At 57.8% G+C, this 816-nt stretch carries 1 protein-coding gene and 1 pseudogene; both read left to right on the plus strand.

The window, feature by feature from the left end:
- A pseudogene (locus tag JF66_RS23990) lies at positions 1-206 on the plus strand (peptidase M56 family protein); the annotation flags it as partial.
- A 114-nt stretch (positions 207-320) separates the two neighbouring features.
- A partial coding sequence (locus tag JF66_RS20770; RefSeq protein WP_035880864.1) for an NYN domain-containing protein occupies positions 321-816 on the plus strand: 496 nt, incomplete at its 3' end.

Consider the following 816-nt stretch of genomic DNA (forward strand, 5'->3'; position numbering starts at 1 on the left):
TTGCGGTCGTCGCGACCAATGGAAACGACGGCTTCGTGCACGCTGCGGAACTTGCCCACGCCAACGGCAGCGAACAAGCACAAACCTTCACATCCCCCGAACAAGCGCTCGAATGGCAAGACTCAATGGTCGGGAAAGCCGTCTCCGTGCCCGTCTATGAAAACGATGGCGAAACTCGAATCGGAGAGTTCACAATCCAGTACTGAAATGAGGATTGTGACAGTCGCCATGGCTGCCTACTCCAGTCACAGAACTGGTCCGTTAGCCGAACCCTGACTGGGCAGGACTAATTGTTGGGCGCTGACTGCCATGCTTGTCACATGGCGAAACCGAACGATCTCCTCGCAGTCCTTGTCGACGCGGACAACGTGCCCCCTGCAAAGATTGGCGCAGTCCTCGCCGAGGTTGCACGTTTCGGGACTGCCTCGGTCAAGCGAGTTTACGGCGATTGGACTAAGCCGAACCTGAGCAGTTGGAAGCCTGTTGCGAGCGAGCACGTGATTCAGCCGATGCAGCAGTTTGCCAATACGATCGGCAAGAATGCGACCGACAGCGCACTGATCATCGACGCCATGGACCTGCTCTACACACGCCGCTTCCATGGGTTCTGCATCGTGTCATCCGACAGCGACTTCACCCGTCTCGCATCCCGCATCCGCGAAGAAGGCGTCACCGTCTATGGGTTCGGAGAGCGGAAGACACCCGAAGCGTTCCGCAACGCGTGCGATCAATTCACATACCTCGACGTACTCGAAGAGCCAGCAGCGGAGATAACCTCTGCAGCGCTCACGCGCGTTTCGACCCCGAAACTGCGAA

It is taken from the genome of Cryobacterium sp. MLB-32 (assembly GCF_000738085.1).
Lineage (GTDB): Bacteria > Actinomycetota > Actinomycetes > Actinomycetales > Microbacteriaceae > Cryobacterium.